We start from the raw sequence: 26,072 nt of genomic DNA, 5'->3' as shown, positions 1-26,072 counted from the left end.
GGTAAAACAGCGATAGTTATACCGCTGTTTTTACAAAATAACCACGACTTTTTACCGAACTTTTTTTACTATTTCTGCTATTGCAGCTTCCAGTTGTACCATATCCCTGTTTAGCCATTTCCCTTCACGCAAAAGTACTTTTCCGTTGGCTATTACCGTATCTATGTTCGTTTCTTTCAGATAGTAGAAAGCAGGATTTTGTACAAATGATGTGCATTGCAATTCATCCCATTTCAGTAAACTGAGAGAAGCGTTTTTACCAACAAGAATTTCTTCACAGGTATTCATCCCCGCAAACTCGTGTGTGTATCGCTGGCTTTCAAAGAAAAAGTCGTTGGCTTTGTAAGGCATAGCCATCGGGAACTCCATTTTTTCAATCAGTTCATTATTTAATTCTGAACGGTAATGCTGCAATAAAAGGCGTTGCTGAAATATAAGACTGTCGGTAGATGCCGTATCAATATCAATACCTGCCGACCATTTTAAGCCTGTACATTTCGCAACCTGTTTGCTTGCGGGATTGCCCAAGCCCATCTGCATTTCGGCTTCGGGTGTCATGGAAACAAGGCAGCCTGCATCACGCATCAGCTCAAATTCTGTATCCGAAAGCGTATTGCAATGCACCATGTTCATATTGGCATGAAGCAATCCTTTTTCATACAACTGCATTACGGGCTTGTGAATTTTTCCAAGAATAGACGAACCAATGTGCATGGATACCGGGATGTTTAATTGCTTTGCCAGCTTAATGTCCTGCTCATTTACCTGCATGGTGGCGAACTCCGGTCCACGGATACCCATTCCTATTTTTACATAAGGAGATTGGTTGCCGTAATTCTTTACCAGCCTTTCAATATCCTTGTCATGCGGCAGTTCGCTGTTGTACCACCATGGCGTTCTGTCAATTGCTGTGGATGCGTGAAAGAACAGCACGTTGATACCTGCATCCGTTGCCGCCTGCAAAGCAGCGTCAGCGTGTTCAGGACTATTCATGATATGCGACCAGTCGAAAATGGTAGTGATACCGTTTGCAGCGGCTCTAAGATAGCCGTAAAAGTTCAGGCAGTACAATTCTTCCGGTGTGATTTGAGCGCCGATGCCACCCACCGTTTGGTTAAGGTAATCCATAAGCATAAGGTCTGCCGCACAAGCCTTAAAAGCTGCCTGCCATACATGGCGGTGTGCATCCGCCATTCCCGGTAATGCAATCATGCCTTTGCCGTCTATCACTTCCTCAGTTTCATAAGGCATTATGGTAGCCGCTATTGCAGCAATCCTGTCATTTTCAATTCTTATATCCGATGTATTGGTTATTGGGTTTCCATCGAATATGTGGACGTTTTTAATAATCATCTTTTTTTTGTATTTAAAGGTTACTATTTCATTATGCTGTTGCTATTTCCGGCTGGGTTTCCCAAACGGCATATTTTTCCATCAGCTCGGCTTTTACTCTTTTTCCTTTAGCTGTTTTAGCCATCCGACCCAATAAACCACCTATGATAGCAAAGAACCCTGTATGCCTGGACTCGCCGATGTCGAGTAATACGGCAAGATGCCAGATATTGGTAGGGATACCTTTTTTATTGGTCAATCCTGCTTTCACAAGGTTGGATGCAATCAATGCCGCCAGGTATTGCCCTTTGCAGGCAGGAACTACTTTGCACAGAAACTTGGCATCGGTGTCCGTAGTCCAAAATGTATGTATTTTACCTTTCTCCGCAAGAAAGGTTTGTCCTTTGGTCAATACCAATTTCTGATTGCCGTTGAGCATATGTAAACGCCCATCCAGAACGGTAAACTCTTCGGAGAATGAAAGGTGATAATGCGGTGAAGGACCGGGGCACCCTTTGGGTATGAATGCCTGTATTAAATGATAGGCTTGATTGGTGTCTTTGCCTTCGGTAATGATTTCCAATATGTCGCCCACGATGGGGTTATGCAATTTCTTAACCATGACTGATACTATTTTTTAGCTTATAATATTTTCGATGCCAAAATTCAGACATGGGGGAGCGTATATCAATAAGGTTCCCGGTGAATTGCGGTTATTGTACAATGAACTGTAATAAATCCAGCTAAGCCCCAAAACGAATTTTCTATTTTTAAATTCTCCAGTTTTAAGGGGAGAGGTCATTCCTTAGTGCCATTTTTGCTGCACCGTTATTGCCAAAAGTTGTGTATTCTGATTTACCGATTACAGTAATCTTAAACCTAAAATCTGAGGCTTAAATCCAAAAGACAGCCATAAAATAATTCACACAATTTTACACAAAACATATCATAAGATGATTGTAAACAATACTTGTTAAACCACAATAGAAGGGAGCGAATGACCCCCACCAATATAAAAATGAACTCTTTTACAAAGCAAAAATGAGCTTTTTTACAAAGTCGATTGTTGGTTTTCATTCTAATTTTGTATTATAAAATTTTAGAAATGAAAACTATAAATAAAATCTACATCAATGGCGAATTTGTAACGCCCAACGGAACAGAAGTTCTCGAAATTATAAATCCTTCAAATAACCAAAAAATCGGAGAAGTGACACTTGCTGATGAAGTTGATACCAGAAATGCAATCGCAGCAGCAAAAGGCGCATTTAAAACATTTTCAAAAACTACGGTTGCGGAACGAATTTCCTACTTGGAAAAACTAAAATCGGCAGTCGAAAAAAGAAAGAAAGAGTTTACAGATGTGATGGTGGAAGAATATGGCGGTACTTTCCAGTTCTCTTCGATGAGTAACGAATTTACAGGTCAATGGTTTGATTCGATGATTGAGTCCGTTAAAGGTTTTGAATTTGAACAAACCATTAATTCATCAAAAGTTTTTTTTACAACCCGTTGGCGTAGTGGGAATCATCACGCCTTGGAATGCCAGCAATGGATCTATTTGCAGTAAGGTTGCTACAGCAATTTCAGCGGGTTGTACCGTGGTCATCAAACCAAGCGAAATGAGCGCACTTCAGACCCAGGTATTAATGGAAGCTTTTCACGAAGCTGGGTTACCGAAAGGAGTCATTAATTTTGTAACCGGTTTGGGAAGCGTGGTCGGAACCGAATTGACCGTTCATAATGATATAGCCAAAATTTCCTTCACAGGATCTACAGCTGTTGGAAAACTGATAGCTAAAACAGCGGTGGATACGATGAAACGTGTTACACTAGAGCTTGGAGGTAAATCTCCAAACATTATTTTAGACGATGCTAATCTTGAAGAAGCAATTCCAACTGCGGTTTTCGGAGCTTATATGAATAGTGGACAAGCCTGCATAGCGCCAACAAGACTTTTAGTTCCCGAAAATCAATTGGAAAAAGTAAATGAAATTGCCAAGACAACCGCAGAACAGATTGTTGTAGGTTTTCCTGAAAACGAAAACACCAATGTTGGTCCAATGGTGAGTGTTAAACAATTTGAAAGGGTTCAGAATTATATTAAAACTGGATTGGAAGAAGGTGCAATCTTATTGACAGGAGGAATAGGGAAACCTGATGGACTGGAAGCAGGAAACTTTGTAAAAGCGACCATTTTTACTAATGTAAAAAACGATATGATTATTGCTCAGGAAGAAATTTTCGGCCCCGTTTTATCCATCATTCCTTATTGAATATTCCGACAAAAGTACACCACGGGTTCCGGACGAAAGTACACCAGATTTAGTGACCAATAACCCGAGCTATTTTGACATATAGGCTATAAATTTTAAAGAGTTTTCATCAAAGGAGCTCAATTCAAAATTCATTTCGCTATATAAGCTGTCTTATGAGATTTAAGAATTTATGCCTAAAATTTTAATTACGGGAAACGGCGCTTTCTATTCATAGATTAACCTATTTAAGTCGAAATATTTTGACAGCTATATAAAATAAAATATAGCAAATAAAAACAGTAACAAAGAGACGTATTATAAGATTTGCTATATGCCATGGAATTTCAGAAAGCTTAATTTCCCCACTAATAAGATCCAAAACTGTATAAAAAGTAACTAGTATCAAAGAATACTTTGTAATAATCCATAGTGTCGTATTTTTTCTCATTTTAATTATTTTCTGATGGTGCTGGAATATTAACTTCTGGAAGCTTAACTGTTGTTCCTAGCTCAGTTGTTTGATAAAAGTGGAAATTCAGGAGTGTAAACCTCAATATCTAAAACCGCATCTATTTTTTTAATAAATGCATTATATCTCTTTTCTAAAAAAAACCATGGAGTGCTTTCCTCTCGATTGCGTAAAAAGATGACAACGCGAAATTTACACGTATATTTTCTCGCAAATTTCTCTAATACCGAAACCTTAGGTTCTAATGCGTCCAAGATCTTTTCCATTTGCTCGCCAAAGTTTTCCATATTTCCATATGGTGTTCCATACACCCATTTATCTTCTTTTTTTTTAGATACTGCCTTACTTTCTAAATCTTTTGCGTGAGAGACATTACTGGCAATCAGTCCCAGTTCATTAGATATTTGCTGATGTGTGATATCGTCATAGTCACATATACAAAAACTCACATTTATTTCATTTCTCATCTATACTTATTATTATTCATCACTAGTTAATTTCTCCATTTTATTCCTCGTCCAAAGGAGAATAATAGAGATCCAGATCAAATTCAGCATCTACTTCCCTGATAAAATCGTGGTATCTTTTACCTAAATGAATCAAGGGAGGTTTATAACCTAGCGCACTACAAAAGTATGCCAGTGAAAAATCACAAGGATATTTTTTTGAGTACTCTTTTAAAATAGGAATTCTAGGTTCTAGAACGTCTAACAGTTTATTCAATTGAGTTTCAAAATCTTCTGTATTTCCGTACGATGGACCATAGATCCATGCATTACGCTTTCTGATCTTTGAAATTTTGGGAGATATCCGTTCCCCTTTAACAAATATCTTGCTAGGTGATAATCCGAGATCATTTGTAATAACATCATGTGTATTATTCTCGAAATCCCAGATAGCAAAACTAAGATTCAATTCTTTATCAAAAGCCATATTAAAAAGATGTTTGTTGTTTATACTGATCCATACCTCTCCAGGCTCTCCAAAAGTAATGTTCCTGTTCCAAGGCAACATAAACCATAACAGGTTGTACAAAAACAGAATATTTATAAATCAAATCGAGGTCGTAGTAAAAAAGTAACCGCAAAGAATGAGAATACTATTATCCAAAACTAGGCTATAAATACAAAATAAATCAATTCTTAATTAAAGCTTGCCCTAAATTCCAAAGGAGTTTGATTGGTTTTGGATTTGAATAACCTATTGAACGATTGCGCCTGTTCAAATCCTAACTGGTAGGCGATTTCGGAAACGGAAAGTACCGTGGAGCTGAGCATGGTTTTAGCAACCTCGATCAGCTTACTTTGGATATGGCTCTGGGCACTTTTACCTGTCGATGTTCTCAAAAGATCACTTAAATAATTGGGTGACATATGCACAGCCTCCGCAAAATATTTCACGTTGGGCAGACCCTTTTGCAAATGAAGCTCCTCATGAAAGTATGCATCCAATAATTCTTCAAATTGAGCCACAATAGGTCGCTGATGTGTTTTTCGGGTAATGAATTGCCGGTCGTAAAAACGTTTTCCGTAAACCAGCAACAGATCAAGAAAACTCACGATGGCTTCCTGACTATAACTGTCTATTTTACTCTTGTATTCGGTTTCAATACCTTTGGCAATAGCGTGGCACTGGGCTTTTTCTTCGTCTGAGAGAAACAGGGCTTCATTGACTTTGTAATCAAAAAAATCATAGCGTTGTATCTTTTTGTCCAAAGGAAAAGTACGCAGAAAATCGGGATGAAAATTGATGGTAAAACCATCTTTCACTATAGCAGCATTAGGGTCTACCTTGATAGTTTGTCCGGGTTTGAAAAAGGACATTGCTCCCTGCGTAAAATCAAAGTGATGCGGGCCATATTGTAAAATACAATCTGCACCTGATTTGACGCTGATATTGTACAAATTGGAATGGATGTAGCATGTCTCTTTTGGATGAGAATACGTAATTTTCGAAAAATCGATGATACTAAATAAAGGATGCATCGGTTTTTCAATGCCCATCATCTCGTGATAGGACGCTACGGAGTCGATACGTATATGTATTTCGTTGGATTGAGCCATTATTTTACGATATAATATAACTATATAAATTTAGTGATTTATATAACAAAAGAGCTTCCCGCTAATGAAGAAGCTCTTTTGCAACCTGTTTATTTACTCAGGTAAATCAAACGAACGATTACCTGTGTCTGCATGAGCAGGAAGTATTTCTTCAATTTTTTGCAATTCAGCTTCCGTAAGTCGAATGTTTGTAGCCTCTATATTCTGCTCTACATATTTCACTCTTTTGGTTCCGGGAATAGGCGTAATGCCTTTTTGAATGAGCCAGGCAATCGCTAACTGTGAAGTACTGTATCCTTTTTCATCTGCCATTTTTTCCAATTCTTTTACTAATTCAATGTTTTTGTAAAATTGTTGTCCTTGAAAACGCGGTATTTGTCTACGGAAATCATCTGCTGCCATATCCTCCGGCGATTTCAATTCACCCGTTAAAAAACCTCTGCCTAAAGGTGAATAGGCTACTAACCCAATGCCTAATTCGTTAACTGTGTCCAATACGCCATTGGTTTCCACATCACGACTGAATAGCGAAACTTCATTTTGAACTGCCGTGATGGGAGCCACAGCATGTGCACGTCTGATCAAATCTGCATCGATCTCAGAGACACCGATGTATTTGATTTTTCCTGCTTGCACCAATTCTGCCATTGCACCAATTGTTTCTTCGATCGGCACCTTCGGGTCTGGACGGTGCAGATAATACAAATCAATAACATCTGTATTCAGATTTTTGAGCGAACGCTCAATGGATTTTCTAATGTAGTCCGGACTGGCATTTAATTTCCAGGTCATCCGCCCATTATCATCTATCTCATACCCGAATTTTGTGGCAATGATGTATCGATCCCGGTTTCCGGAAATAGCTTTTGCGACCAGTTGTTCATTAAAATGTGGGCCGTACAGATCGGCCGTGTCGAGAAAATTTCCACCCAATTCGAGCGAACGATGGATTGTTGCAATGGATTCTTTTTCATCTGCTTTTCCGTACACATCGGCACCTTCAAAGCTTGTCATACCCATACAGCCTAATCCTACTAATGGTATTTCAAGTCCTAGACTGCCTAATTTTTTTGTTTGCATAACGTATAAATTTTTATACTTCAAAGGTAGAAACCATGGAATCAAGCCGATGATCCGAATTACGGATATGTGTAGCTGAATTGAAGGTGTATGACGGGATTGGATCGGTTAGCATAATTATGGAGTCCGACAGACTGCGGTGGTTACCATTGATATATTATATTCGTATTAAATCCGGTCTGTGTTCGGATGCTCAGCAGATAAAAGCCAAACTATAGCCAGACATCGGCCAGACTGCAAGCAGGAATTATCTGGCTAAAGGCTGGTCAATACCTTCGTAAACATTGGCCAAGACCGCGAGCATTCCGAAGCAGGTCCGAAGACAGTCCGAATAATGTGGGATGTTTCTTCGTTTACTATCTTATCATTCCGCCTTAGTTCCCGGAGAAAATTGTTTATCTTAATCTTCTTTTGTTTATCATTCATTGGGCTTAATTACCAGTCCAGTTTCTAAGCACTGTCGGAATTTTTATTGTTATTTGTCCATCATGACTTCTTTTAATATAAATTTTTAAAATTGAATTCATAGGTCTACTGACATTATACCGTATCGCAGCTTTCCATTTTGGGCTACCGTCGCTAAAATAGTTCGTATTCTTTTCAGACAATTTTTTCTGTAGCACTTTTGAATACGAAGATTTATCACCTTGTACTGGCTCTACTTCTTCTACATCGCCTTTTTTTGATATTTTTACTTTGAACAGGAAGACACTATCGACGTCATTTTTTGACGGCTTAGGACTACGGATTGAACTTAGATTTCTTTCAAGTACTTTCGTTCCCCCGATATATGTGGCAGGAAACGCCCATACATTTTCGGTAAGATGATGTCTTGTGTCCGAAGAAATGGTATTATTAAATAATGTTATCTGAAGCTTTTTTCTTTCTATAGTAATGGATTTTATCCTCTGGATCTTTTCTATTCCTAAACCTACATTACTATTAAACACGTCGGATTGTAAATCCAATACTTCAATCGAAGGGTATGCTTTTTTTAGAAGCCACAAATCCCCCTCAAATGTCAAGTCAAAGTGTTTAGTCTTCTCGCCAAATGAATCATTCTCAAACTTTAATAAAATATAATAAGGTTTTAAATCCTTATACCCTATAATAATTGAATTTATTGAATCATAGGTTTTAAAAAACGTCTGATTGGTGGCAATATTAAATTGCATATCCTCAGTCCAAGAGGATGGATTGTTATGACTAGTCTGAGCTATACTCATGAAAGGACAATAGCAACATAATATAATTCCTAATAAGAATGAAGAGAACGCTCGTGATATTTCTTTGATCATAACTAATTATTTACACTATTAAATTGACTAACCTGGTCCCCAATAATAAAACCCATCGGAGTCATACGGTCTTTTAAAGTTGGCCTCCTCCTCCCCTCTTATTCAGACAGTCAAAAGTCGGGTTTCGGGGAGTGTGAGCTGTAAGTTAACAAATTCTTTGGGAGTTAAATCATCTAGTGGACTGTGCGGTCTGTAATGACTGTATTCCCACCTGAAATTTTCGATTTTGTGCCTTGCACCTTCAGTGATAGAAACCAATTTACTGACAAACATCCGTCACTGAATTTGCGCCATTGAATGACTCAATATACGGATTATCTGTTGGTTTTCCCCGTCTGGAGAAAACTAATTCCACCTGATGTCCATATACCCACCTATCAAGTTCCTTTGGAGCAAACTCGGATCCATTGGGAGGTGTCACCTACAGATGAGGAACAGAATCGTTTTCCATTTTTTTAATTAATTCGTCGTATTCCTTTTCTCGATCTTTAGAATAAAAATGTGGTCCAGAAAAAGAATCATAGCCATGCCTATTTATTGCAGTTACATTTCTTAAAAATACAATTGCATCATACCTCTTTTTTACATTACCAAAATCGTTATAATCACTTTTTAATTTATGCCTACTTATACCCAACATTTGATTTGGTGGGGCAATCAATCTATCCGTTGGAAAATAGAAGAAGTCAATACCCGATTGAAACGCATAACTTTCCAGTGTCCGGGCACGAGGTATCTGAATTGTATCTGTAGTATAATGAAATGATTGACAGTCATCCTGAAGGAATGTACCTGCACCAAATGTGAAATTTATTGAGAAATAAGCGTCCTTATAAAAACGAGCTAAATAATTCCCAAGCATTTTTTCTGTTTTTGTTCCAGTAGTAAATGGTGTCTTTTTTACATGCCAAGAATGTGCTAAAATGATAATCTTTTCCCCTTCCTCCCGGTATAACGAATCCAAGAAACATAACCTTTTAAACATCTTCAAGTCTCGATCTAAGTGCCACCACTCATCCACATTCGAAAATTGCCTTTCTGGGTTGTCGTAGTCTGCAATAAAGTATTTATAAAAAGCTATATCCTGCTTGTTTAATCCCGTATACATGACCTGATCTACTTTCATTTTATTCAAAGCTTGTTTGGTCTCCGCTGCCATAAACATCGATAAATAAGGTCGCATAAACTCTTGTCCAAACAAGTACAGATGATAATCCATCAAAGGGTAATCGCGCCCCCCTTGATTTATAGGATTATCAATACCAAAAATTTTAACCTGCTTTGAGTTTGAATTGTTGTAATTCTTAATCCATTCTAATAGCCCCTCCAATTCGTCCATACCGGAAAACGTTAAATCAAGATTCCTTCTTAATTTTGCTTTTCCTGGTTCGTCTAATTTACCCGTGATATATAAGTTCATTAGAAAAGCCAATTCATAGGGAACTTCCATTAACACCAACTTACAGTTGTGGTGACTAATTAAATTTTTAACAAACAGATTACGCGCCTCCTTTAAATCATTACTACCATGTGTAATTTCGCCCAAGCCAATAACTTTAATATCTTTTATATTTGGTATTGGGTTTTCAAATTCATTTTCTGACTTTTTTAAAGGCTTAATATGTGACTTATCAAATACGGTGTATGTCGAATCTATCGGATATTTAATGATAGTTGATGTCATATCCCTCTTTCCACATCTTATTGAAATATTCCGAAAGTCCACCACTTGATTATTATCTTGGTCACCTTTATAGGTAATCGTTAGCTTGATAGCTGCAATCCTTCCTTTCCCAACAGAAACTACATTCTTTTTCCATTTTGTATTGATCTTGACCTGGATGGTATCACTTTCTAACGCTGATTCGTCTGCATCATAACTGGTAATATCAACCGATAAAGGAAAGTTAGTATGACCGCGTGTTTCAAAACCAATATGAAGATCTTTACGTTCAATATTCACCGGAAAAACTATTATTCGGGACAAGGTAAAAGACATTGTTTTGTCGATCCTCTTTTTATATAAAACACTTAAAAATTTTTTCCCTTTTTCTTCTTTTTGCTGAAAACTCGAACTACCATATGCTTTTACCCAATTCCGGTCACAGTCATCAACTTTTGATAATCCTAAGTCAAACCGATCCTCAAATGTTTGTTGCGCCAGCAAGTTTGCACACAGAAAAAATAGTATGAACAATATGTATAGTCTCATTTAGTTTACTTTCCTTCCTGAGATTTGTCAAGATATTGAAACAAAAAGGTGATTTTAGACCGATCATTTAAATCCCTAAAATCTGTCGCGGCACACCATCCGGAGTCTAGAGAAATGTAATTCGCCCAACCATTTATTAAGCATATTTTTTTGGGGAAAGATTTAATTTTCTTTCCTATGATTACCGCGTCTCCTATTTTAAAATTCCTATCTACTGTTGAAATAAATACAATTCGCCCAGTAGTATCTAAGCCCAACGAAAATTTTATGTCATCAACCTTGATTTGTACACTGTCTATTAGTCCATATTTGGGAACATACAATTTAGCTTCTCGATGACGGTTATTATTCCATATACTTCCGAGTTTAGGCATATGTTGCGCATATATAGAAAACGATAACAACGTTAGATAAATACTTAAAAACATCTTTTTTACTGCGATCAACCTTCCCTCCTTCTTAATGCCGAAAGACCAAATCTGTCTTTTTAGCCATTAATTTACTTTATATAACTTTCACACAATTTTAACAAAATCTAAAACAGTATACTTCCCTTTCTGAATAAATAAATGTTATATATTTATTAAATGTCGAACTAAGATGAAGCCCTCCCGCGAACTATGTCATCAAGTAAAGCTCGCTACTCTACGATTTATAAACTATGCATTCACATAAAAAGCCACATCTCGCGATGTGGCTCTACAACATTTATATATTTGACTAAAGGCTCTGTTATTTAGAGGAATGAATTGACTTGGACACTTTCCAGCTATCGCCTTCGCGCACCAAAGTCACCAGGTCGGTCTTGGTGAAATTTTCAAATTTCAACGTCACTTTAGCGACCATGTAGTCGGCCGACTCTTCGAGGATATCGGTGGCCACTTTACAGTCCAGCTTCTCTCCTTTTTGCTTTTTGAAGAATTTAACAACCGCACTACGTCCGTTGGTAGCTGCGTTAGCCTTCTGGCTGAAATCTGCAGCAAGCAGCTGCTCCACGCCTGCCGACTCGCCTTCGGTGGTGACCGCAACATAGTGGTCAAGGGCGAAATCTGCTGTGGACAGATTGACGTTTGCTTTTGCGGACTTTGAACCGGGTCCTTCAGCGGCCATAGTGAATGTGGATACTGCGATTAAGGCTGCTGCTGCGAATGTTTTTACTAGAGTTTTCATAATGATGTCTTTATTTTTTGTGTTAGTTCTGTTGTTCTTATTTGTTGACTCAAAACTACGGCACAATATGACCACAGCCTATGGGCTTTAGACCAACGGACGGGAAAACTCGGTAAACAGAGGAAATGGGGAGGTGAAAACAAAAAGAGCAGTTCAGGCGCTAAAGCTATTTAAGGCTTGATATATTCTTGATAACTCTTTTTGATGTATAGGATAATATCATAGTCGGACATGTATTTCACTGTATCAATATTCGGACGATACAACTGCATAAAAGTTTGTAGAGAGTCCCCGTTAAGGCCCGTCAAATTTTGAACCATACGCTTTGAAAAGGTATTGTCAAGATACCGCTCTTCTTCTTCCTTTATCAATTTCTGTTGCAGCTTGGATTGAGGGTTACGTTTATTTCCTAACATAGAAAGTACAGAAAGTACATCAACACTAATCAGCGAGGCTGTACTATTGCTAGCTTGATTAGGCTGTCTCGGGACATTTGAAGAATAGCTTTTGGTGATGAAAATGTCTTTAAATTTGGGTTTACTGTAATTGAAGGTCTTGGCAAATTCTTCCCGAAACTTTAAGGAATCAGCCTTATAATTTCTTAAAGGATTGATCTTGACTTCATCCAACAAAATTGTTGTTTGCTCCATATATATGACCAAATTATCAAGATTGCTATTACCAACTATATATTTAACCTCACGATATCCGATTGAAGAAAAGATGATTGTATCTCCAAGCTTAATGCCTGACACTTTAAATTCGCCATAACCATCGGAATAGGTCTTGCGCGAAGCTACTTTGATCGAAACACCTACAAGAATATCACCTGAATTCTTATCTTTAATCGTGCCTTTCAGATCTTGTGCTGAAGATAAGCTTGTGATAAAGAGCAATAGTAATAACACCTGTAGTCCACTCACTTTCAATTAGTTTTTACAATAAAAATATTATATAACTAAGCATTTAGCAATGTTATTAACCTTTTTTAACGCGATTACATTAAAACAATTTAAACATCAAAAAAATGAAAAGAATTATTGCAACTTCAATAACAACCACTAGTCGATGTACATCAAACTAAGGTATTCCTGAAAGGATCCAAATAATTTAATTCTCTTTGTTCAAATATTTCCTCAAGCTTTTCGGGACCATGTTCCTTTTTAAAGGCGACTTCTTCTTCCGTAATAGGCAGTAACCAATAGCAATGTATCGATTTATTGTCGCCAAGGGTAAGAATCTCCAGTTTGGGCCCATCCAGATAAGGTAGCGAAATTAACCCATAAGAGCATATGGAACCTAACCGCCATCCTCTTCCCCAGTTGATGGTGTGCCAATGTCCCAAACCTGAACCAAATCTATGATAATGTGCTACGACTATTAATGCTTCGACAAGTGTTTCGTCTTGGTCGCCAGAAAACAGGTGCAGTTCTAAGGCAAATTCATCTTCAAAGCAGGACATACCCAAGGTAGCATAAACCCACATTTTCCGTTCACTTGTTGGAGGAAATTCCAAAACACGAAAGTGATTACCCAAATCCTTATTGGGGCCTTTTTCCCAGTTCAGTGTGTTATGCATCTCTCCCCAATTGGAGATATAGTGTGCTAAAAGTTTTTGATGATATAAGCCCTGGTCCATTTTAATAATTCATTTCAATTTATCAAAAAAATTTAAAACTATTTTAATCTAACAGGTGTTCTTATTATACAAAGCCGCTACAAGTACTCCTTCAACAGAAGGTACCAACATAAAAATTGGCGTCGTACAGTGAAAATCCAATAGTATTCAAACACATTGGATGACGAAACAAAAAGAGGAAACGATAGGAAACATAAAAATTACTGTACAGAACAACGCTAAGAGAAAGGGTCTGATCAACATCAGGCCCTTTTGACGTAAAAAACCAGATCGGGGAGGCAGTGGTCTATGCCGAGTTGGTATACGTTACTTTTTTAATCGAATAAAATTGCTATCGGCCTTGACAAGGACCTTAGGCATTTTCATAAAATGCTTTAAATCTCTTCCCAGAATAGTATAAAGTAATCTCAAGACAGAGCCCTTGCTGACCTCCAGATTTCAACAAAAAGGAAATTTCAGAAAGACCTCAGTAGATGGTATTATTTAATAAAATTATTTGTACTATCGGGCTTTGTAGACAACGGCCTAAAATTAAACGTATCTCGTCTTGCTTCAAGCTTTCCAGTCTTGATATATTTCCGTGAGGTTATGATAAATTGTCTTTCGTTTATAATATGACCTTTATCAACATAGGTTTGATAGGATTCACCAAAAGCAGGCACTTTATAACGCTCAATTATGATATAGTTTTCTTTTATACTATAAATACCCCATATATATGGTATTTTTCTATCATATGAATTATTGAAGTTATTGGCTGCTAAAAAATTGCTATCAACACTATTTAGGCCAGCACTTATTTCCAAACTGCCTCCTTCCAATATTACACCGTTCTGATATAAGACTATTGAATTGTAAAGACCATTATCTTTCTTAGCGTAAAAATAACCATCAAGTTGTATTTTTCCGCTCTTATTATTTTCTAAAGTCAATGTCGGCGCCTGTCGATAAACAGAACATGCCGCCGCCAGGAAAACGGTCCCTATAAATAAATGCTTTACCATACTGTAAATAGATTAAGTGTACGATAATCTAAATTAACCATATTATTCAATAATGAAAAAATTGGGTAAGTCTGCCCATTATCGTGTGCGAATTTGTTCTGAAATATATTTCTGTTGTCCTCACAATTTGTCCCTATATTAAATCCCTTTTAGCGAAAAGTAGCGTATGCTCTTTTTCAGCAGAATAACTAACAAACAAAAAAGCCACATCTCGCGATGTGGCTCTACAACATATATATTTGACTAAAGGCTCCGTTATTTATAGGAATGAATTGACTTGGACACTTTCCAGCTGTCGCCTTCGCGCACCAAAGTCACCAGGTCGGTCTTGGTGAAATGTTCAAATTTCAAGGTCACCTTAGCGACCATGTAGTCGGCTGATTCTTCGAGGATATCGGTGGCCACTTTACAGTCCAGCTGCTCTCCTTTTTGCTTTTTAAGGAAGTTAACAACGGCGCTACGTCCATTGGTAGCTGCGTTAGCCTTCTGGCTGAAATCTGCAGCAAACAGCTGCTCCACGCCTGCCGACTCGCCCTCGGTGGTGACCGCAACATAGTGGTCAAGGGCAAAGTCTGCGGTAGAAAGGTTAACGTTTGCTTTTGCTGATTTTGAACCGGGTCCTTCAGCGGCCATAGTGAATGTGGATACTACAATTAAGGCTGCTGCTGCGAATGTTTTTACTAGAGTTGTCATAATGTCTTTATTTTTTGTGTTAGTTCTGTTGTTCTTATTTGTTGACTCAAAACTACGACAACATACGTCCACAGCCTATGGGCTTTAGACCAACGGACGGGAAAACTCGGTGAACAGAGGAAATGGGGAGGTGAAACTCTCCAAGCAGAAGACCATTAAAAATATCCCTTTATTTGGTGTAGATGCGATGCTCATAGAACGGTTCTATTTTTCGAGCCCATGTCTCGTCACGCAAAACATTGATAAATCATGTAGTATAGAATTACCAATGATTAAAGAATAAAAATCTTACATAAACGCGAGGAATTTACTATAGAATTGTGTATCTTTGCATTATAGAATTCTTTTCTCAGTGTAGAAAAGTCATCAAAAAGACAGTTTAATTACTAAAGTTAATACACCCTCCATGCCTCTCCGCGATGCACACTTGGGGGGGGGTCTTCTCTTTTTATAGCCTATGCCAAAGAAATCGTACAACAAACCACCATTGAGGTTTGCAGATCAGCTGGAAAAACTGAAACGCCGAGGATTAGAGGTTCCGGACGAGTCCCGGGCAATAGCTTATTTACAACAAATAAGCTATTATCGGTTGAGTGCTTATTTTCTTCCGTACCAATCCGTAAAAGACATCTTTGATAAAGGCACTACCTGAACCTGCACCTTGGTGAACAGCCGAATGGCAAGGTTAACATAGCCTTGTTTTGTAAGTAGAGCATTTTAATAATTCATTCCAATTTACCAAAAAAAAATTAAAACTATTTTAAACTGCCAGCTGTTCTTATTATACAAAGCGGCTACAAGTAATCCTTCAGCAGAAGGTACCAACATAAAAATTGGCGTAGTACAGTGAAAATCCAATAGTATTCAAACACATTGGATGACGAAACATAAAAGAGGAAACGACAGGAAACATAAAAATTACTGTACAGAACAACGCTAAGAGAAAGGGTCTGATCAACATCAGGCCCTTTTGACCTAAAAAGCCAGATCGGGAAGGCAATGGCCTGCGCCCTCCTCTGTTAAAAACATATCCCGAAAGAATTTCAACGTTGGTCGTCTCCCTGCTGGATGATAAGGAAATCCATGACCCCCTGTCTCGACAGTTGTTAAATACCAACGTAACGGATATCTCTTCGCCTGCTTGTATACATTCTTCAGATTTTCATAAGTATAGAGACTATCATCTTTTGCATGTAATGAATAAATCGGACGTGTAACTACCAAAGATCCACCTGATTCAAAGTCAGCAAACTTTGGTTTAGCTGAAATAGCATAAAATGCCCGAAAAGGACTACCAGATCCCCGTGCAAACTGGTAGGACACGTTACCGCCCATAGATAGTCCACCTAAATATATTGTATTGATATCAACAGAATAACGAGCTTTAACTTCGGTCAAAATCTTAGCAATCACACTAGAACAATGTGTATAATCCTTCCATCCGGGGTTGCCTTTTTGAAAAGGATAAATAATAATCGAGCCGGTACTGTCCCCAATTGTAAAAATGGGTTCAAGTCGGGTCTGCGGATCTATTTTAAATGATGCTTCGCCGGTAATTACGCCGCCATGTAGAAAAAATACGGCTCTTGTAGGCTTTTTTGGATTATAGTTCCCGGGAACAAATACAATATACGGTATTTCAAGCCCTCCTTCGTTGACATAATATAATGCAAAACCTGGAGTAGCATTCTGATATGAGCCTTTTCCTTTTAAAATGGCATTGGATAGGATTTCGTATTGCCAAGTACTGTCTAGCTTATTTTTTTCTAGTAATTGAGATTCCATTTTCGATAATACCTTTCGGTAGGAATCATCATTTATGATTGTTTTAAATATCGAGTCGTTTTTAAAGTAGAACAGTTCTTCTTGGCTGTTGCCCAGCCCGATCTTAGCTCCTTTGGCTAGCCACTCAATGGCCAAGTTGCTCTGGCCACTTCGAAGTGCGGCCACTGAAGCATTTGCATAATCATATTTTCCGATCTCTGCCTGATTTTTAAAAGCTCTCTGAAAAGTCTGAAGCGCATCTTTGTATCTCTCCAACTTAATTTGTGTGCCAGCTAACTCCATCAATTCCTCATAGGATTGAGCAATCGTTCTTTGAAATGAAAGCAAGGCAATAATTATAACTAAAATCTTCATTTATATTTTGGTTGATGACGCTAGATAGCAGTGCCTAAAATTGTTAAGCACACCAATGATAACAAGCGAATATGATAAACGAGCAGTTCGTATAAAAGCCACATCTCGCGATGTGGCTCTACAACATTTATATACTTGACTAAAGGCTCCGTTATTTATAGGAATGAATTGACTTGGACACTTTCCAGCTATCGCCTTCGCGCACCAAAGTCACCAGGTCGGTCTTGGTGAAATTTTCAAATTTCAACGTCACTTTAGCAACCATGTAGTCGGCTGACTCTTCAAGGATATCGGTGGCCACTTTACAGTCCAGCTTCTCTCCTTTTTGCTTTTTGAAGAATTTAACAACCGCACTACGTCCGTTGGTAGCTGCTTTAGCCTTCTGGCTGAAATCTGTAGCAAACAGCTGCTCCACGCCTGCAGACTCGCCTTCGGTGGTGACCGCAACGTAATGGTCAAGGGCGAAGTCTGCTGTAGAAAGGTTAACGTTTGCTTTTGCGGACTTTGAACCGGGTCCTTCAGCGGCCATAGTGAATGTGGATACTGCGATCAGGGCTGCTGCTGCGAATGTTTTTACTAGAGTTTTCATAATGTCTTTATTTTTTGTGTTAGTTCTGTTGTTCTTATTTGTTGACTCAAAACTACGACAACATACGTCCACAGCCTATGGGCTTTAGACCAACGGACGGGAAAACTCGGTAAACAGAGGAAATGGGGAGGTGAAACTTTCCAAGAGACAGGGTCTGATCAACATCAGGCCCTTTTGACGTAAAAAGCAGATCAGGAAGGCAATGATCTACGCCTAGTGGTGACAGAGCCCTTGCTGACCTCCAGAATGCAACAAAAAGGAAATTTTAGGGATAGCCCAGTGGATACGATTAATTAATAAAATTATTTGTACTATCGGGCTTTGTAGACAATGGTCTGAAATTGAAGGTATCTTGTCTTGCTTCCAGCTTTCCAGTTTTGATATATTTCCGTGAGGTTATGATAAATTGTCTTTCGTTTATAATATGACCTTTATCAACATAGGTTTGATATTTTTCGGCATAAATTGGTGTTAGATAACGTTCAATTGTGATATTATTTCCGTCAACAATGTATAATCCCCAAATATACCCTGTCTTTTTATCATTAACATTACTTTTTGAAAAAGTTTCATCAATATTCTTAAAACCATGTTTAATTCTCGGGTTCCCGCCTTGATAGACTATTCCATTTTTATACAGGAAGATAATATCAAAAAAAACGCTATCTAATTGAGTATAATAATACCCATTCAACAAAAGTCTTTCACTAACATTTTCTTTCAGCTGTAATGTCGGAAGTTGCCGACGAACGGAACATGACACTATTAAAAAGAAAAATACATAAAAATAAATTGTTCTTACCATACCCCAAATGGATCAAGTATGCGCCCAGCTCTCCTATAGAGCGCATTTGAATTCTCATTACGTTGAAATCTACTGTCTATCCCATCTCTCAAGACAACTGAACTGCAAGCACGTATAGAAATGAAAATACTACTATTTAGCTTGCTGCCGCATCACGTTCCAGAAATTATAGTCCATCATTGGAGCTTTTATAACACCTACATGGTGCCCAATGGTTACGATCTGTCCCCGATGATAGGTAGTATGGATGATTAAATGCTGTAAGTATTCATATTTCGGAAAATTCGACGAAAACCATTGTGATTCTATCAAATAGGGGTCGTTCATCGATTCGGTATTTTCTTTCACATAGGCTGCCAGTAGTTTTGCTTCGTTTACCAGATTTTCCATTTCTTGCTGAAGATGCACTGCTGTAGGAATGTATTCAAAACTCGGTGTCTCCGTACCACGAATCATCGATGACCAGTACAACTGGGTGTCGCTAATATGTTTTAATGTTTTGGCGATACTACTAAAACTCGAGGGACATTCCTTTTGTAACAGATCGTCAGGATAGTTCTGTAGCCAATTGACCAGCTGCTCCGTAACCCAAACGTTGTAGTCAACGGCATTGGTAATGAATGTTTTTAAACTCATTGTATTCTTTTTTAGTTCATAATTGCATGGATATTACCCCAAATAAATTTAGCGATTTTTTATAGCTATCCTCTTTTTTTTTTCAGCTGAATAACTAACAAACAAAGAAGCCACATCTCCGGATGTGGCTCTACAACATATATATTTTGACTAAACGCCTAGTTACTAAACGAATGGATTGATTTGGAGACTTTCCAGCTTTCACCTTCGCGCACCAAAGTCACCAGGTCGGTCTTGGTGAAATTTTCAAATTTCAACGTCACTTTAGCGACCATATAATCTGCAGACTCTTCGAGAATGTCGGTGGCCACTTTACAGTCCAGCTGCTCTCCTTTTTGCTTTTTGAAGAAGTTAACAACCGTACTACGTCCATTGGTAGCTGCGTTAGCCTTCTGGCTGAAATCTTCAGCAAATAGCTGCTCCACACCTGCCGACTCGCCTTCGGTGGTGACCGCAACGTAATGGTCAAGGGCGAAGTCTGCTGTAGAAAGGTTAACGTTTGCTTTTGCGGACTTTGAACCGGGTCCTTCAGCGGCCATAGTGAATGTGGATACTGCGATTAAAGCTGTTGCTGCGAATGTTTTTACTAGAGTTTTCATAATGTCTTTATTTTATATTGTTAGTTTTAGTTCTTATTTGTTGACTCAAAACTACAACACAATAGACCCCAGGCCTATAGGCTTTAGACTAACAGCCAGGAAAACTCGGTGAATGGTGGAAATGGGGAGGTAAAAATAAATCCTGATATTTACCGGACAAAGAACTAGACGGATAACCTATGCGGTGGTTTAAAGCTAATTACTCCCCCAGTAGCGGTGGAGAGCTGGTGAAGATTTAAGGTCTATTTTCTAGGATCGCTTCTACTTTAGGCTCTATTATTTTAAGCATCCTTTCAAATCCTACATCTGTTGGGTGTGTGCCATCCACTGTTCCTTCGGAATCATCACCTATTAAATGGTCTGTGGGTATATAATACAAATTTTTATAACCTGCCTGCAGCAATCTCTCATACTGTAGCTTAAAATTTTTATTCTGCTCGGTCAACCGCGCACGCCATTTTAAATTATAATTGCCGACCTGACGGGTAATGCTCTCGATCAGCAATATGGGTAACCGGGGATGGGACCGACGGATCCGTTCCACAAAATTGAACGTTCGGTCCCGGACTTCCTCTGGGCTACTGTTTGGTACACAATCCATGATGAGCAGGTCCATAGTATCAATGTCACACAGCATATCGGCCACAGCAGGCTCCATCCGCGCATTGCCGCTCACGCCCATGTTGATCACGCTGGCATTCAGCCGACGCCCCAATTGTGCTGGATAAGCTAATCCCGGACGGCTTGCGGAAGCTCCATGGACAATGCTGGAACCATAAATCACGATCTTTTTAGCAAATGACTGTTTGGTACCAACAAAGCTGGCTTTGTCATCAATAATCAGGTCAAAGTCCAATAGCTCTTTATATAGCGGAAAATAAACAAGAAATTCTTTTTCTGTTTTGGCCATATCTTCAACCAGCGTAGCTTTACTTTCTGCCAAATTAAGATCGGGACGAGCTACTCCTGCAAAGCGCCATCCGCTGGCTTCTTTTACATATACATCAAAACCCCGCGACATAATCGGCGTAGAATTATTGCCTAACACTGCATCGACCGTCTTCCAGCGTAAAGATAATTTGCTCGTATTGCTTTTAAACGTAATAAACATTCCTGCAGCATGGGTATATAATTTCTTTACCGCAGCAGGAAGCTCCCTGTACTTCGCTGTATCTATACGATGAAATTTTGGCGCATTTTCAAAAGCTCTTCCCTGCAGCTCAAATTTAGCAGACGAAATAACCTGTTGAGCGTAAATGGAAAACGAGCCATAAACAAAGAAGAGGAAAAGAAAGATAATTGTCTTTTTTTTCATGATGTTTCAATTAATAGCAATCATTATAACTTAATAGCAGCCATCTCATCTTACCCATGAGATGGCCGTCTACCTATAAAAGTATCGATTTTTTATTTTACGGTAAATACCGTGGCGACAGCGCGTTCTCCTTCATGGTCAAACTTTCCATTATCTGAAGGATAGTTGACCACACCTTCACCCTTCACCCAGGCTGTGGAGGAACCGCCGCCATCATAGTTTAATGCGGACGTGCAGCCCAAGGCGGCCATCAACTGGCCCAGCTGGGGAATCGTCAGTCCCTGTGACTGCGACGAACGTCCATCGATAACAGCTACGATCAGCTTATTGTCCTTGGTAAGCCCCACTGCTGTACGGGGATGTCTGCTGGTATTGAAATCTACGTTCAACTGCTCCAGCACCTGACCATTCTGCATCAATAAAGGGCCGCCAGCCAGTGCAGCTGTAGCGCTCAGGGTACCCCAACCACCTGCTGGCTTCGGCACGATCTGATAGCTTTGCCCGGTAAAGGTAAATGCGCCATTTTCACGGTAGCTATTAAATCCATTCACCGTCTGGTTGATCACCTGGCCGTCGTATTTGAAAAATACGGTTGATCCGCCCGTACTGGTATTAAAGTAACTCCCGTTGAATGCCACCAAAGCGCCCTTGGCCGTGGCAGCAGCACTTGTTTTTAGAAATCCGGTCTTCACATAGGGAATTTCCAGCTGCATACCTTTCTTCAGATCGATCTCAAATACATTAACATATTGTTTGGATTCAAATATCCGCGGGAATTGGTAATACTTCCACACCACACCATCGGCAACCGTTTTTGTATTCCAGGCAGCCGTATGGATAATCTCCGCCAGGTCTTCTTGCTGGGGAATACTGTAATCGTAGGGCAGCTGCGTTCCGCCTTCATTTTTCTTGCATGAAATAACAAGAAAAAGCAGCAATAAGCTGTATATAAAATTTCTTTTCATCTGTTTTTACTTTATTTCACCGATCCACTTTAACTTTAATGGAACCGCTTTTTCAATTGTTTTTTGGTCAATAGTGCATACGGCAGACTCCATATTTCGGTAAAAGATGACCTTATTTTCTCCCGGCAGCAATCTTGCCGCACTGACATTGCCCGCACCCCAACTATAGGGCCAGTTGGCAAAATAGTGTTGCGGCACGGTTTCCCGGACATACTGAAAGGCCTTTCCTTTTCGCTCCGCCAATAGCACTTTGTCCTTTCCGATCAATACCAATGATTTTCCCTGGATATACCCTGCATTGATTTGGTTCCAGTTCAATGTGTCTGGCAGCCTCAGCCATTCCTGAATAGGCTGTTCGTCCAGTACCTTATAGTCTTTTTTTGAAACTTTACGGCAATAGCCGTCAAAGAGGATGTACCATGCAGCCGGCTCATCGATATATATCGGCGGATTAAACTCTGAACTCCCTTTCAGAAAAGGGAACAGCTTCTCCACCGGACTGACGCTATAGCTGGTGTTAGCAGCATCCGTTGTATAGATGATATCCTGCGTCAGGTAACAGGTACTGTCTTTTTTTGTCCATACCGCTTCCGGCGTCAGCCAGGTGCCTTTTAATGTAAAAAGGTGGTTGTCATCGTAAGCGTTAAATATTCCGGCATAATCAAGACGGTCTTCCTTTTTGGGCTGTATAGCGCCTTCAATAAAAAACTTCGCTGTCACCCCATCGTATTTTTGCAGGCGGGCAGCAACAGCAATCGCATGCCAATGGTCGGAAACAACATACACTGTATCTCCTGGCTGCATGATCCGCTCGCCAGCGTTATTTTTTAGGCGCCTGCTAAAAATATAATTCTGCACCGTCGTCTTGGAGTTTTCCTCCTTGAAGATCAATGCTGCAGGCACGCCCTTGCTGACCAATTGCAGCGCCATGGACGACGCTTCGCAAATCTTGGAACCGTGGGCACCACAACCTCCAGACACCACAATAGCATCCATCGGCCGGATACGGTAGAGCTGAGCAGCAACATCTACCCGCTGGGCCAGTACCTCAGGATCGGCTGAACCCAATAATAGCAGGATATTTTTGTGCTCAGCAGCCCGGCTGTTGCCTAATACAAGAAGGATAAGGATAAATAAGCAGCTTAATTGTTTCATCTTATTTCACTTTTGCGCCCATCCAGCTGGAAGAACGCGGGTTATTATTGATATCTTGTTGCATGCGACTATCGTCCAATGCCGGCGTGTATTTCTTGGCAAGCTCCAGCAGTCCTGCCGAATTTAGACCATAGCTCATGGACGGATTTTCGGCACCGATAGGTAGATAATCTGGATTCAGCATGGTCGCAGGTTCAAAACTTACTTTTGGAACAATGCTTCCATCAGCGCCATACACCGCTTGCGCAGCAACCGTGTGCTGTATCCTTGGCACGACAGCAATGTTATCTGAATAGGCATCAACATCGGTAGAACTGCCCGCCTGGGTATTGCCTGATACAATCGAATTGATCAAAGTCAGGTTGTTGACATTGCTGCGACGATAGACCCCACCGCCGGGACCAACAACGGTATTCTTGGTAATGGTTGTACTGATCACGTCTGCCTGACTATTATCATACAGCATCAGTCCGCCGCCGCCATTGGCTGATGTGCTCGAATTTTCAGCCAGCAGGCAATTAACAAATATCCCTTTTGACTTTTCACGCAGATAAACGCCTGCTCCATAGGATGTATTTGAATTGCCGATCACCTCACAATTATAGAGTGTAATAGCTGCATTTGGATAGGCGTGCAAGCCCCCTGCGGTGCCTTTGGCACTATTGTGATTAAACTGGCTATCGTAGGCAATCAGTGAACCATCGGCGATCCATAGTCCGCCACCGTTATTTCCGCTGTTGCTATTATTGTTGATGCGACAGTTTTCCAACCTGAGCTGGGCACCTGCAAATGCGTAGATGCCGGCAGCAAAACCTGCGGTCCCCTTATCTGCGGTCGCTTTATTGTCGACCACATCCACATTTTTGAGCAAGACCCTGGCCATGCCAATCAACATACCGCCCCCTTGGCCACGGCTGAATTTGACGTTATTGATGGTTGTACTCGCACTACGATCGGTGGCATTTCCCCCTCTGATGCTGATGTTTTCAAGCGTCACCTGATTTTCAGGATCCGCGGTCGCCGTCACAGTGACGGTGTGGAACACCGATTTTCCGCTGGAAAGCTTTCCCTGAAAGATGGTTTTATACAAGGCCGGATTGGGCTGATCTCCAGGTTTGGCATTGGCCGCATATCCGCCGATCAGGCTGATATTTTTTGCGATCTCTATGGTTTTGTCCGATTCCTCATTCACATCACCATTGCGAATGGTCCGCGTTGGAACATAGGTTCCCTCGGCCAGGAATAACGTACTGCCTGTCGTTGCTTTTTCGAGTGCCTGATCGAGGTCAGTAGCACTACTCCACGAACTGCCATCCCCTCTGCCTGCAGGAGTCACATAAAAAACGGGCACTTTTCCGGATTCCTGCAAGATCAAGATCTCCTGCGATAGATTATCGTTCAGCCTGAGCAGCAAAGTCGCCGAACGTTCGTCTTCCGAATTTTTATCAACAGAAAACCGAATCTTATTTTTCCCCTTGGGATACACCGTACTATCGAGTTTGATCCAGTCTTTGTCGCTGCTTACGGTAACGGTCGCATTTGCCAAAATGTCCAATTGATAGGTATCGGCCCTACTGCCGACTTCCATATAATCCCGATCGATCAGGAGCCGCTGCTCACTCTCGACTTTATCTTTTTTACAGCTCTGTATGCCTAGGGCATACAAAAGGACCATAAAAATATATAACGATTTTTTCATTATAATCAATGTTTTTTGAACCTACTTATTGTTTTGTGTTCCTATAATTCTGCTGCAGCTGACGGTAACATTGGACCAGCTGCATTGTCGTTTCATAATGACACTCAAACATGAATACACCTTTATATTTAATTTTTTCCAGTGTGGCCAATATGGTATTCCAGTCATTCTGACCTTTGCCATTACAGGGTAAATAGTGACTTTCCTTGGTTCCATCCCCATCCGCGACATGCAGTGTCTTGACGCGCGCCCCAAAAGCCAAGAGCAGGCGCTCGGGATGCGCAATATGGTTCATATCGACGGCAATGCCGACCTGATCAGGAAAGCGCGCGAAAAGTTCCTGACATTCTTCCACGGTCCGCAGCAGGGGCCGCTCCCGCTCACCCACCGTCAGCGAAGGCCCCAGCATATTTTCGATGACGAGCTGCCGCCCAGCCTTAGCCACTGCCGGGTACAACTCCTTGACAGAACGTACCAGCTGATCCTTCCGGGCCGCACGTTTGTTGGGCTCGAGGTAATAGGAAGGGTGAAACAGGATGACCTGCGGATGAAGACGGTAAAGGCCTTCCAGCAGCTGCAAATGCATACGGATCACCTGCTGCCGCTGCTGTTCGTCCAGCGCAGAGATATCTATTTTGGCGGAAAAGGGCATATGGACAGACCATACCTTCACCGCGGCTTTTTTCAGTACAATGGCCAACGAATCGCATTTAAGCAACCATTCATGCTGTGGAATCTTTAAACTGAGGTCTGCATTGACAAAGCTTCCGAGCCCCGCGATCTCGATATAGTCCATACCTGCTGCTTTGTCTGCCTTTAGTTTTTCCAATGCTATCTTCCGGATATCGAGCGAATAGCCAACGGCATAATCAGGTCCACCCTGTTTTTGACAGTAGGTATATCCGGGGATCAATAGACAACAGAGGATCGCTATAAAAATAAGTTGTTTCAT

Annotated in this window: 26 protein-coding genes and 1 pseudogene; 3 read left to right on the top strand and 24 right to left on the bottom strand. The window is 40.2% G+C overall.

Annotated elements, in window-relative coordinates; genetic code table 11:
* Nucleotides 1-51: 51 nt before the first annotated feature.
* A complete protein-coding gene (locus FGL37_RS13665) occupies nt 52-1,353 on the bottom strand; it encodes an amidohydrolase family protein (RefSeq protein ID WP_051607340.1) in 1,302 nt (433 codons plus the stop codon).
* A 31-nt stretch (nt 1,354-1,384) separates the two neighbouring features.
* Nucleotides 1,385-1,954, bottom strand: a complete 570-nt coding sequence (locus FGL37_RS13660) for a cupin domain-containing protein (RefSeq protein WP_051607341.1) — start codon at nt 1,952-1,954, stop codon at nt 1,385-1,387.
* A gap of 483 nt (nt 1,955-2,437) precedes the next feature.
* Here FGL37_RS13660 and FGL37_RS25550 point away from each other — a divergent pair, with 483 nt between their 5' ends.
* Both FGL37_RS25550 and FGL37_RS13655 read left to right on the top strand, forming a co-directional pair.
* Entirely contained in the window at nt 2,438-2,902 is a 465-nt protein-coding gene (locus FGL37_RS25550) for an aldehyde dehydrogenase family protein (RefSeq protein WP_051607342.1), read from the top strand.
* A complete protein-coding gene (locus FGL37_RS13655) occupies nt 2,802-3,608 on the top strand; it encodes an aldehyde dehydrogenase family protein (protein ID WP_197734469.1) in 807 nt (268 codons plus the stop codon). Before FGL37_RS25550 ends, FGL37_RS13655 begins: the two co-directional genes overlap by 101 nt.
* Nucleotides 3,609-4,100: 492 nt before the next feature.
* On the opposite strand, the gene FGL37_RS13650 is transcribed toward FGL37_RS13655, so the two are convergent.
* From FGL37_RS13650 to FGL37_RS13595, 12 genes and pseudogenes are all read right to left on the bottom strand, one after another.
* Nucleotides 4,101-4,526 (bottom strand): DUF4279 domain-containing protein, encoded by a 426-nt coding sequence (locus FGL37_RS13650; RefSeq protein ID WP_028072185.1) that lies wholly within the window; start codon nt 4,524-4,526, stop codon nt 4,101-4,103.
* 40 nt (nt 4,527-4,566) lie between these two features.
* Nucleotides 4,567-4,992: a DUF4279 domain-containing protein gene (locus FGL37_RS13645; RefSeq protein ID WP_028072186.1), complete on the bottom strand. Its 426-nt coding sequence runs from the start codon at nt 4,990-4,992 to the stop codon at nt 4,567-4,569.
* 209 nt (nt 4,993-5,201) lie between these two features.
* On the bottom strand, nt 5,202-6,122 hold the full coding sequence (locus FGL37_RS13640) for a helix-turn-helix domain-containing protein (protein WP_028072187.1): 921 nt from the start codon (nt 6,120-6,122) through the stop codon (nt 5,202-5,204).
* 93 nt (nt 6,123-6,215) lie between these two features.
* Nucleotides 6,216-7,202: an aldo/keto reductase gene (locus FGL37_RS13635; protein ID WP_028072188.1), complete on the bottom strand. Its 987-nt coding sequence runs from the start codon at nt 7,200-7,202 to the stop codon at nt 6,216-6,218.
* Nucleotides 7,203-7,633: 431 nt separating this feature from the next.
* Nucleotides 7,634-8,500: a hypothetical protein gene (locus FGL37_RS13630; protein ID WP_138096844.1), complete on the bottom strand. Its 867-nt coding sequence runs from the start codon at nt 8,498-8,500 to the stop codon at nt 7,634-7,636.
* Between the two features lie 102 nt (nt 8,501-8,602).
* A pseudogene (locus FGL37_RS25760) lies at nt 8,603-8,909 on the bottom strand (integrase core domain-containing protein); the annotation flags it as partial.
* Nucleotides 8,910-8,921: 12 nt separating this feature from the next.
* On the bottom strand, nt 8,922-10,712 hold the full coding sequence (locus FGL37_RS13620; protein WP_081818017.1) for an erythromycin esterase family protein: 1,791 nt from the start codon (nt 10,710-10,712) through the stop codon (nt 8,922-8,924).
* Nucleotides 10,713-11,444: 732 nt separating this feature from the next.
* Nucleotides 11,445-11,882, bottom strand: coding sequence for a nuclear transport factor 2 family protein (locus tag FGL37_RS13615; RefSeq protein WP_138096840.1), 438 nt, complete (start codon nt 11,880-11,882; stop codon nt 11,445-11,447).
* 170 nt (nt 11,883-12,052) lie between these two features.
* Nucleotides 12,053-12,805, bottom strand: coding sequence for a carboxypeptidase-like regulatory domain-containing protein (locus tag FGL37_RS13610; protein ID WP_160169555.1), 753 nt, complete (start codon nt 12,803-12,805; stop codon nt 12,053-12,055).
* Nucleotides 12,806-12,957: 152 nt separating this feature from the next.
* Nucleotides 12,958-13,521 (bottom strand): suppressor of fused domain protein, encoded by a 564-nt coding sequence (locus FGL37_RS13605; RefSeq protein WP_028072193.1) that lies wholly within the window; start codon nt 13,519-13,521, stop codon nt 12,958-12,960.
* A 479-nt stretch (nt 13,522-14,000) separates the two neighbouring features.
* Entirely contained in the window at nt 14,001-14,525 is a 525-nt protein-coding gene (locus FGL37_RS13600; protein ID WP_028072194.1) for a hypothetical protein, read from the bottom strand.
* Nucleotides 14,526-14,780: 255 nt separating this feature from the next.
* Nucleotides 14,781-15,218 (bottom strand): nuclear transport factor 2 family protein, encoded by a 438-nt coding sequence (locus FGL37_RS13595; RefSeq protein WP_138096838.1) that lies wholly within the window; start codon nt 15,216-15,218, stop codon nt 14,781-14,783.
* Between the two features lie 457 nt (nt 15,219-15,675).
* Here FGL37_RS13595 and FGL37_RS13590 point away from each other — a divergent pair, with 457 nt between their 5' ends.
* A complete protein-coding gene (locus FGL37_RS13590; RefSeq protein ID WP_028072196.1) occupies nt 15,676-15,870 on the top strand; it encodes an Abi family protein in 195 nt (64 codons plus the stop codon).
* Nucleotides 15,871-16,193: 323 nt separating this feature from the next.
* On the opposite strand, the gene FGL37_RS13585 is transcribed toward FGL37_RS13590, so the two are convergent.
* The 10 genes from FGL37_RS13585 to FGL37_RS13540 all read right to left on the bottom strand — a co-directional run bounded on the left by FGL37_RS13585 (nt 16,194) and on the right by FGL37_RS13540 (nt 26,072).
* On the bottom strand, nt 16,194-17,357 hold the full coding sequence (locus FGL37_RS13585; RefSeq protein ID WP_028072197.1) for an alpha/beta hydrolase family protein: 1,164 nt from the start codon (nt 17,355-17,357) through the stop codon (nt 16,194-16,196).
* Between the two features lie 151 nt (nt 17,358-17,508).
* Nucleotides 17,509-17,946: a nuclear transport factor 2 family protein gene (locus FGL37_RS13580; protein WP_081818018.1), complete on the bottom strand. Its 438-nt coding sequence runs from the start codon at nt 17,944-17,946 to the stop codon at nt 17,509-17,511.
* 289 nt (nt 17,947-18,235) lie between these two features.
* On the bottom strand, nt 18,236-18,751 hold the full coding sequence (locus FGL37_RS13575; protein ID WP_028072198.1) for a hypothetical protein: 516 nt from the start codon (nt 18,749-18,751) through the stop codon (nt 18,236-18,238).
* A gap of 132 nt (nt 18,752-18,883) precedes the next feature.
* On the bottom strand, nt 18,884-19,387 hold the full coding sequence (locus FGL37_RS13570) for a DinB family protein (RefSeq protein WP_028072199.1): 504 nt from the start codon (nt 19,385-19,387) through the stop codon (nt 18,884-18,886).
* A gap of 158 nt (nt 19,388-19,545) precedes the next feature.
* Nucleotides 19,546-19,986, bottom strand: a complete 441-nt coding sequence (locus tag FGL37_RS13565; RefSeq protein WP_138096836.1) for a nuclear transport factor 2 family protein — start codon at nt 19,984-19,986, stop codon at nt 19,546-19,548.
* 235 nt (nt 19,987-20,221) lie between these two features.
* A complete protein-coding gene (locus FGL37_RS13560) occupies nt 20,222-21,301 on the bottom strand; it encodes an SGNH/GDSL hydrolase family protein (RefSeq protein WP_028072201.1) in 1,080 nt (359 codons plus the stop codon).
* Between the two features lie 92 nt (nt 21,302-21,393).
* Nucleotides 21,394-22,266, bottom strand: coding sequence for a phosphodiester glycosidase family protein (locus FGL37_RS13555; protein WP_051607346.1), 873 nt, complete (start codon nt 22,264-22,266; stop codon nt 21,394-21,396).
* Between the two features lie 6 nt (nt 22,267-22,272).
* Entirely contained in the window at nt 22,273-23,421 is a 1,149-nt protein-coding gene (locus FGL37_RS13550) for a YdcF family protein (protein WP_028072202.1), read from the bottom strand.
* 1 nt (nt 23,422) lies between these two features.
* Nucleotides 23,423-25,120 (bottom strand): right-handed parallel beta-helix repeat-containing protein, encoded by a 1,698-nt coding sequence (locus tag FGL37_RS13545; RefSeq protein WP_028072203.1) that lies wholly within the window; start codon nt 25,118-25,120, stop codon nt 23,423-23,425.
* 25 nt (nt 25,121-25,145) lie between these two features.
* Entirely contained in the window at nt 25,146-26,072 is a 927-nt protein-coding gene (locus tag FGL37_RS13540; RefSeq protein WP_051607347.1) for a sugar phosphate isomerase/epimerase family protein, read from the bottom strand.

This window comes from Sphingobacterium thalpophilum, assembly GCF_901482695.1.
GTDB classification, from domain to species: Bacteria; Bacteroidota; Bacteroidia; order Sphingobacteriales; family Sphingobacteriaceae; genus Sphingobacterium; species Sphingobacterium thalpophilum.
Note: the sequence above shows the minus strand (reverse complement) of the source record. Positions and strands in the feature narration are given on the sequence as shown.

What these genes read in the sequence shown, in the direction of transcription:
- FGL37_RS13555 (WP_051607346.1), bottom strand. Translation starts at nt 22,266, where the DNA reads ATGAAAAGAAATTTTATATACAGCTTATTGCTGCTTTTTCTTGTTATT.
- FGL37_RS13640 (WP_028072187.1), bottom strand. Translation starts at nt 6,122, where the DNA reads ATGGCTCAATCCAACGAAATACATATACGTATCGACTCCGTAGCGTCC.
- FGL37_RS13650 (WP_028072185.1), bottom strand. Translation starts at nt 4,526, where the DNA reads ATGAGAAATGAAATAAATGTGAGTTTTTGTATATGTGACTATGACGAT.
- FGL37_RS13595 (WP_138096838.1), bottom strand. Translation starts at nt 15,218, where the DNA reads ATGACAACTCTAGTAAAAACATTCGCAGCAGCAGCCTTAATTGTAGTA.
- FGL37_RS13550 (WP_028072202.1), bottom strand. Translation starts at nt 23,421, where the DNA reads ATGAAACAATTAAGCTGCTTATTTATCCTTATCCTTCTTGTATTAGGC.
- FGL37_RS13645 (WP_028072186.1), bottom strand. Translation starts at nt 4,992, where the DNA reads ATGGCTTTTGATAAAGAATTGAATCTTAGTTTTGCTATCTGGGATTTC.
- FGL37_RS13600 (WP_028072194.1), bottom strand. Translation starts at nt 14,525, where the DNA reads ATGGTAAAGCATTTATTTATAGGGACCGTTTTCCTGGCGGCGGCATGT.
- FGL37_RS13630 (WP_138096844.1), bottom strand. Translation starts at nt 8,500, where the DNA reads ATGATCAAAGAAATATCACGAGCGTTCTCTTCATTCTTATTAGGAATT.
- FGL37_RS13570 (WP_028072199.1), bottom strand. Translation starts at nt 19,387, where the DNA reads ATGAGTTTAAAAACATTCATTACCAATGCCGTTGACTACAACGTTTGG.
- FGL37_RS13560 (WP_028072201.1), bottom strand. Translation starts at nt 21,301, where the DNA reads ATGAAAAAAAAGACAATTATCTTTCTTTTCCTCTTCTTTGTTTATGGC.
- FGL37_RS25550 (WP_051607342.1), top strand. Translation starts at nt 2,438, where the DNA reads ATGAAAACTATAAATAAAATCTACATCAATGGCGAATTTGTAACGCCC.
- FGL37_RS13615 (WP_138096840.1), bottom strand. Translation starts at nt 11,882, where the DNA reads ATGAAAACTCTAGTAAAAACATTCGCAGCAGCAGCCTTAATCGCAGTA.
- FGL37_RS13605 (WP_028072193.1), bottom strand. Translation starts at nt 13,521, where the DNA reads ATGGACCAGGGCTTATATCATCAAAAACTTTTAGCACACTATATCTCC.
- FGL37_RS13660 (WP_051607341.1), bottom strand. Translation starts at nt 1,954, where the DNA reads ATGGTTAAGAAATTGCATAACCCCATCGTGGGCGACATATTGGAAATC.
- FGL37_RS13575 (WP_028072198.1), bottom strand. Translation starts at nt 18,751, where the DNA reads ATGGTAAGAACAATTTATTTTTATGTATTTTTCTTTTTAATAGTGTCA.
- FGL37_RS13665 (WP_051607340.1), bottom strand. Translation starts at nt 1,353, where the DNA reads ATGATTATTAAAAACGTCCACATATTCGATGGAAACCCAATAACCAAT.
- FGL37_RS13585 (WP_028072197.1), bottom strand. Translation starts at nt 17,357, where the DNA reads ATGAAGATTTTAGTTATAATTATTGCCTTGCTTTCATTTCAAAGAACG.
- FGL37_RS13540 (WP_051607347.1), bottom strand. Translation starts at nt 26,072, where the DNA reads ATGAAACAACTTATTTTTATAGCGATCCTCTGTTGTCTATTGATCCCC.
- FGL37_RS13590 (WP_028072196.1), top strand. Translation starts at nt 15,676, where the DNA reads ATGCCAAAGAAATCGTACAACAAACCACCATTGAGGTTTGCAGATCAG.
- FGL37_RS13580 (WP_081818018.1), bottom strand. Translation starts at nt 17,946, where the DNA reads ATGAAAACTCTAGTAAAAACATTCGCAGCAGCAGCCCTGATCGCAGTA.
- FGL37_RS13545 (WP_028072203.1), bottom strand. Translation starts at nt 25,120, where the DNA reads ATGAAAAAATCGTTATATATTTTTATGGTCCTTTTGTATGCCCTAGGC.
- FGL37_RS13635 (WP_028072188.1), bottom strand. Translation starts at nt 7,202, where the DNA reads ATGCAAACAAAAAAATTAGGCAGTCTAGGACTTGAAATACCATTAGTA.
- FGL37_RS13565 (WP_138096836.1), bottom strand. Translation starts at nt 19,986, where the DNA reads ATGAAAACTCTAGTAAAAACATTCGCAGCAACAGCTTTAATCGCAGTA.
- FGL37_RS13620 (WP_081818017.1), bottom strand. Translation starts at nt 10,712, where the DNA reads ATGAGACTATACATATTGTTCATACTATTTTTTCTGTGTGCAAACTTG.